General features: G+C 68.0%; 6 protein-coding genes and 2 pseudogenes. 6 read left to right on the forward strand and 2 right to left on the reverse strand.

The annotated features are described in order from the left end of the window. Window positions 1–727 (forward strand): calcium-binding protein (locus tag AC27KI_RS17275; RefSeq protein WP_487114938.1); only part of this gene is annotated, 727 nt, incomplete at its 5' end. Window positions 728–1110: 383 nt separating this feature from the next. On the opposite strand, the gene AC27KI_RS17280 is transcribed toward AC27KI_RS17275, so the two are convergent. Both AC27KI_RS17280 and AC27KI_RS17285 read right to left on the reverse strand, forming a co-directional pair. Then, a complete protein-coding gene (locus AC27KI_RS17280) occupies window positions 1111–1785 on the reverse strand; it encodes a YitT family protein (protein ID WP_372588228.1) in 675 nt (224 codons plus the stop codon). A 92-nt stretch (window positions 1786–1877) separates the two neighbouring features. Next, window positions 1878–2404: pseudogene (locus AC27KI_RS17285) on the reverse strand (outer membrane protein assembly factor BamE). Between the two features lie 120 nt (window positions 2405–2524). Here AC27KI_RS17285 and AC27KI_RS17290 point away from each other — a divergent pair. The 5 genes and pseudogenes from AC27KI_RS17290 to AC27KI_RS17310 form a co-directional block, all read left to right on the forward strand. Then, window positions 2525–2728, forward strand: a complete 204-nt coding sequence (locus tag AC27KI_RS17290; RefSeq protein ID WP_272564986.1) for a DUF3460 family protein — start codon at window positions 2525–2527, stop codon at window positions 2726–2728. 71 nt (window positions 2729–2799) lie between these two features. After that, window positions 2800–3660 (forward strand): segregation and condensation protein A, encoded by an 861-nt coding sequence (locus AC27KI_RS17295; protein ID WP_487089941.1) that lies wholly within the window; start codon window positions 2800–2802, stop codon window positions 3658–3660. 76 nt (window positions 3661–3736) lie between these two features. Continuing rightward, window positions 3737–5326, forward strand: a complete 1590-nt coding sequence (gene nadB / locus AC27KI_RS17300) for an L-aspartate oxidase (protein WP_487089942.1) — start codon at window positions 3737–3739, stop codon at window positions 5324–5326. Between the two features lie 60 nt (window positions 5327–5386). Then, window positions 5387–5767 (forward strand): aspartate 1-decarboxylase, encoded by a 381-nt coding sequence (gene panD, locus AC27KI_RS17305; RefSeq protein WP_284393461.1) that lies wholly within the window; start codon window positions 5387–5389, stop codon window positions 5765–5767. Window positions 5768–5780: 13 nt separating this feature from the next. After that, window positions 5781–5936 (forward strand): annotated as a pseudogene (locus AC27KI_RS17310) (adenosylmethionine--8-amino-7-oxononanoate transaminase); the annotation flags it as partial.

Here is a 5936-nt window from a genome sequence, read left to right on the forward strand (position 1 = left end):
CCGCTTCGGCCGGGGCGACGGTCAGGACACCATTGCGTTCAAGAGCGGTGTTCGCGATGGCCAACCCGGCGTGCTGCAGTTCAAGGACGGCGTGACAGCGTCGGACCTGGGGCTGCGCCAGGTCCACGACACCGTGCGCGGCGGCTATTCGCTGGAGGTGTCGATCAACGGCACGGCCGACAAGGTGACCATCCAGGGGTTCTTCTATGGCGACGATCCCGGCGCGCCCTACAGTTCGGTGCAGCGGTTCCAGTTCGCCGATGGCACGACGTGGGATCTTTCAGCGATTGAAACCCAACTGTCAGCCTCCGCGGCGACGCCAGCGAACAAGGATGCCATTGCCTCCGACTCGATGGAGTTGAACAGCGAAAAGCCGTATGTGTTCGACGATGGCGTTTCCATGGCCGGCGTCAACAAGCCCTACGCGTTCACTGGCTTGGACGATGCGGACTTCGTGACCTTGAAGCCGCAGGAGAAAGAGCCATTGATCGACGCAGTGGCGCCGACCGACTGGAGCATCGCACCCTTGGATTCTTTCGCAGCGATTCAGTGGAAACCGTTGTTCCAAACGGTGCAGATGGATGGTGCATCCGCATCAATGGACCGCCAGGCCCAACTGCTGACGGACGCAATGGCGCAGTTCGCTCCACCTGCCGCCATCGACGCCAGGGGCGTGGCGGCGGCGCAGGATGGGCCATGGAAGGTCGTTGCCGCGCATTGGCAGTGAACGGACTTGCGATGAGCAGAAAAGCCTGGGGCTGGCCGGCCCCGGGCTTTTTTTTTCGAGGGATGGCACCGGAGGGTTTAGCTCCGGCATCCGATCCGCCTGCGGCGTGGGCAACCACGGCGTCAGCGGCCCCGTACAGAGCAACGGGCTCACTTCAAATGCTATTAAAAATATAGCAATAAAGGCAATTAAAACGGCGGCATGAGTGGGATTCCTTGGCTTTCTTACGACTCGGGTCACCGTCATGTGACCAGGGGGAACCGCGGCTTGATACCGCCATGCCTCCATGGCGAGGACCACTTGAAACTTGGAAAAAACTTGCTTCGCCGATGGAGTGGGCCAAGAGGGGGCGTCTCTCGGTCGCAAGCGTGACAGGCTGGCGCTCAATGCCCCACATACCGCCCCGGCCGGTGGCTGATCCATAAGAACCCGCTCATCACCACCACCGCCAGCACCGAATACGCCACCCGCTCGATCGGCACGATCACCAGCGCCAGCAGCACCACGGTGCAATCGATCGCCATCTGCACCTTGCCCGCGCGCACCCCGTAGCGCTGCTGCAGATACAGCGAGACGATGGTGGCGCCGCCCAGGCTGGATTTGTGGCGCGCGAGGAACAGACAGCCCGTGCCCAGCAGCAGCCCGCCCAGCACGGCGGCGAACAGCGGGTTCAGGTAGTCCACGTGCATGACGTGGGGAAACAGCTCCGTCAGCACCGACAGCAGCGCCACCGACAGGAACGTCTTGACGGTGAACTCCCGCCCCATGCGCGTCCAGGCGAACCAGTAGAACGGCAGGTTGATGGCAAAGAACAGCTTGCCGAACGAGATGTCGGTCACGTAGTGCAGCAAGAAGGCAATGCCCGCCGTGCTGCCGATGAGCAGCCCCGCCTGGCCGAACAGCATGAGCGCCATGGCCACGAACAGCGTGCCGGCGAAGAGCGCCTGCACGTCTTCGTAATGCCCGTGGCGCAGCGACCCCATGGGGTACAGCGGCGCGGAAGGCGGCGGCGCGGCCTCGGCCGGGGGCGCAGGGGGTGGCAAGGGGGCTTCGGGCATGGCGGGGCGGATGGTTGTCACAGGCTACTCCAACACCGGCAGGCCATGCAAACAACGCGCCAGCCCGCGCTGGCGGTGGTGCCGGCGCCGGGCTATCGCCCCTCGCGGATCTCCAGCGCGCTGCCGCTGCGCAGCACCCGGCCCTGGCCGTCGAAGTACACGGTGAAGATCATGGGCTGGTTGCCGCCGTCGTTCCAGCGCCAGTCCCAGGCGGTTTCGCCCTTGCGCTCGTAGGTCATGGCCTTCATGGGCTTGCCCAGGCGCCGGCGCACGTCGTCCATGGCCATGCCGGGCACGATCTGCTCGAAGTTGTGCGGCGCCAGCACCTGGCGCAGCGCGCTCATGCGGCCGTCGGGGCCGATGGTGATCATGTAGTTCTGGTGGCCGGCGGCTGGCGGTTGTATTCGAAGGTGCGGGCACCGCCCGGCTCGTCCCACACGCGCTCGGGCTCGCCGAAGCGCGAGCGCACGTCGGCCTCGGTGGAGCTGCCCTCCTCCAGTTCGCTGATGCGTTGCGGATCGCAGCCGGCAAGCAGGGCCGCCAGGACGCCGAGCGTGCAGGCCAGGCCGGTGGCGCGCAGCGCCCGGGCCGCCGGGGCGCTCCATCGGGGGGTGTTCATCGGGGGTCCTTTCCGGGGCAGTGTCGGGGTCCGCACTGTAGCGCGCCGAGGCGGCGGCGCCCCGACCAAGGGCGGCGCCCGCTAAAATCGCCGCCTCCCTATAGTGACTGCACCACCGCCATGTCCTTCTTCCGCCGCCCCGACTACCAGTCCGACACCACCCAGTTCATCAACCAGCTCAAAACCGAGAAGCCCGAACTGGACGCGCAGCAGCAGGCCGGCCGTGCGCTGCTGTGGGACAAGCGCGTGGACCGCAGCCTCTGGGGCGAGTACGACGAAGCCAGCGTGCCGCAAAAGCCCTACGTCTACCAGACCCAGGGCTGAATCTCAGGCATCAAAATGCCATCCAGCGCAATAGCAACTAACGCTGGTAGCTATATTTTTAATAGCAAACAATGAGCACCGCCGCGGACAGGGCCTCCGCCCCCGCCCTGCTCGCTGGGGGTGCCGAGGGCGCCTCCCCCCAGGTCGTGGATGCGGTGGCGCTGGCGCGCCTGTATGGCGAGCCACTGTTCGCGCTGCCGACCGACCTGTACATCCCGCCCGATGCGCTGGAGGTGTTCCTTGAAGCGTTCGAGGGGCCGCTCGATCTGCTGCTGTATCTCATCCGCAAGCAGAACTTCAACATCCTCGACATCCCCATGGTGGGCGTTACGCGCCAGTACCTGGTGTACGTGGACGAGATCCGCAGCCGCAACCTGGAACTGGCGGCCGAGTACCTGCTGATGGCGGCCATGCTCATCGAGATCAAGTCGCGCATGCTGCTGCCGCCCAAGAAGCAGGAAGGCAGCGCCGAGCCCGAGGACCCGCGCGCCGAACTCGTGCGCCGCCTGCTCGAATACGAGCAGATCAAGCTGGCCGCGGCCGGCCTCTCGCGCATGCCGCAGTACGGGCGCGATTTCCTGCGGGCGCAGGTGCACATCGAGCAGAGCCTGCAGCCGCGCTTTCCCGACGTGCACGTGGCCGACCTGCAGGAGGCCTGGCGCGACATCCTGCGGCGCGCCAAGCTGGTGCAGCACCACCGCATCACGCGCGAGGAGCTGAGCGTGCGCGAATACATGAGCGCCGTGCTCAAGACGCTGCAGGGCCGGCGCTTCGTGGAGTTCGAGGAACTGTTCGAGCCCGAAAAAGGCAGCACCGTGCTGGTGGTGACCTTCATCGCGCTGCTGGAACTGGCCAAGGAAACCCTGATCGAGATCACCCAGGCCGAGGCGTTCGCGCCCATCTACGTGCGGCTGGCCTACACGCCGGTCTGAGCCGACGCCCTTCACCGCCACGGCCGGGCGCCCCGGCCCGAACGCCCCACACGTCCATACGCCCACACGCACCACCATGCCATCCCACGATTTCGACGTTCTCATCATCGGCAGCGGGCTGGCCGGGCTGTCGGCCGCGCTGCACCTGGCACCCACGCACCGCGTGGCGGTCATCACCAAGCGCGCGCTGCAGGACGGGGCCAGCGCCTGGGCGCAAGGCGGCATCGCCGCCGTGCTGGCCGAGGGCGACACCTACGAGGCCCACGTGCAGGACACCCTGGTGGCCGGGGCGGGGCTGTGCGACCTGGCCGCCACGCGCTTCGTGGTGGAGAACGCGCCCGAGGCCATCCACTGGCTGCAGGGCCTGGGCGTGCCGTTCTCGCAGGAGGACGGAGCCCTGCACCTCACGCGCGAGGGCGGCCACGGCGCTCGCCGCATCGTGCACGCCACCGATGCCACCGGCGCCGCCGTGCAGCGCACCCTGATCGACACCGTGCGCGCCACGCCCGGCATCACGCTGTTCGAGCAGCACACGCTGGTCGACCTCATCACCCCGCACAAGCTGCGCCGCGGCGGGCCGCAGCGCTGCCTGGGGCTGTATGCGCTGGATGAAGGCACCGACGAGGTCGTGACCTTCCGCGCGCCGCAGACCATCCTGGCCACGGGCGGCGCGGGCAAGGTGTACCTGTACACCACCAACCCCGACACGGTCACGGGCGACGGCATCGCCGCGGCCTGGCGCGCGGGCTGCCGCGTGTCCAACCTGGAGTTCATCCAGTTCCACCCCACCTGCCTGTACCACCCGCACGCCAAGTCGTTCCTCATCACCGAGGCGGTGCGCGGCGAGGGCGGGCGGCTCTTGCTGCCCGCATCGGCCGGCGGCACGCGCTTCATGCCGCAGCACGACCCGCGCGCCGAACTGGCCCCGCGCGACGTGGTGGCCCGCGCCATCGACTACGAGATGAAGCGCCACGGCCTGGACTGCGTGCACCTGGACATTTCGCACCAGAGCCCGGCGTTCATCCAGGAGCACTTTCCCAACATCCTCGCGCGCTGCGCCGAGCTGGGGCTGGACATCACGAAGGAGCCCATCCCCGTGGTGCCCGCCGCGCACTACACCTGCGGCGGCGTGCTCACCGACCTGGCCGGCCGCACCGACCTGCCCGGCCTGTTCGCCATCGGCGAGACCGCCTGCACCGGCCTGCACGGCGCCAACCGGCTGGCCAGCAACTCGCTGGTGGAGTGCATGGTCTTCGCGCGCGCGGCCGCCCAGGCGATCGCCGCCGCCAGCGCGGAAGCCGTGCCGGACGTGCCACCGTGGGACGACAGCCGCGTGACCGATGCCGACGAGTGCGTGGTCATCTCCCACAACTGGGACGAGCTGCGCCGCTTCATGTGGGACTACGTGGGCATCGTGCGCACCAACAAGCGCCTGGAGCGCGCGGCGCACCGCATCACGCTGCTGCAGGCCGAGATCGAGGAGTTCTACGCGCACTTCCACGTCACGCGCGACCTGCTGGAGCTGCGCAACCTGGTGCAGGTGGCCGAACTCATCGTGCGCTCGGCCCAGATGCGCCGCGAGAGCCGGGGCCTGCACTACAGCCGCGACTACCCCGAGCGGGCCGCCCCGGCCGCGCCCACCATCCTGGTCCCGCCGGTCCGCTGACCGCCCCACCGCCTCATCGCCTCACCGCAAGCTCTAACCGTTTTCTTCGCCCCTCCCGCCATGCAACGCACCCTGCTGAAATCCAAGATCCACCGCGCCACCGCCACGCACTGCGAGCTGCACTACGAAGGCTCCTGCGCGATCGACGAAGACCTGCTCGACGCCGCGAACATCGTGGAGAACGAACAGGTGCACATCTGGAACATCGACAACGGCGAGCGCTTCGTCACCTATGCCATCAAGGGCCAGCGCGGCAGCGGCATGGTGTCGGTCAACGGCTCGGCGGCGCGCCGCGCTGCCGTGGGCGACCTGCTCATCATTGCCGCCTTCGCCCAGGTCGAGGAGGCCGAGGTGGCCGCGCACCGGCCGCAGCTGGTGTTCGTGGACGCCGCCAACCGCCAGGTGGAACTGCGCCACCACGTGCCCACGCAGGCCCTGTGAAAGGCCACCCACGATGAACCAGGACACCCTCGTCGCCCGCAGCCTGGCCAGCGTCTGGCACCCGTGCACGCAGATGAAGCGCCACGAGGCCGACCCGCCCGTGGCCATCGCCAGCGCCCGCGGCCCGTGGCTGCACGGCACCGATGGCCGGCGCTACCTGGACGGCATC

Source organism: Acidovorax sp. KPB24-03, from assembly GCF_057546605.1.

Excerpts from the sequence above, each read along its gene's own strand:
- AC27KI_RS17280 (WP_372588228.1), bottom strand. The coding sequence starts at position 1,785 with ATGCCCGAAGCCCCCTTGCCACCCCCTGCGCCCCCGGCCGAGGCCGCG.
- AC27KI_RS17290 (WP_272564986.1), top strand. The coding sequence starts at position 2,525 with ATGTCCTTCTTCCGCCGCCCCGACTACCAGTCCGACACCACCCAGTTC.
- AC27KI_RS17295 (WP_487089941.1), top strand. The coding sequence starts at position 2,800 with ATGAGCACCGCCGCGGACAGGGCCTCCGCCCCCGCCCTGCTCGCTGGG.
- nadB (WP_487089942.1), top strand. The coding sequence starts at position 3,737 with ATGCCATCCCACGATTTCGACGTTCTCATCATCGGCAGCGGGCTGGCC.
- panD (WP_284393461.1), top strand. The coding sequence starts at position 5,387 with ATGCAACGCACCCTGCTGAAATCCAAGATCCACCGCGCCACCGCCACG.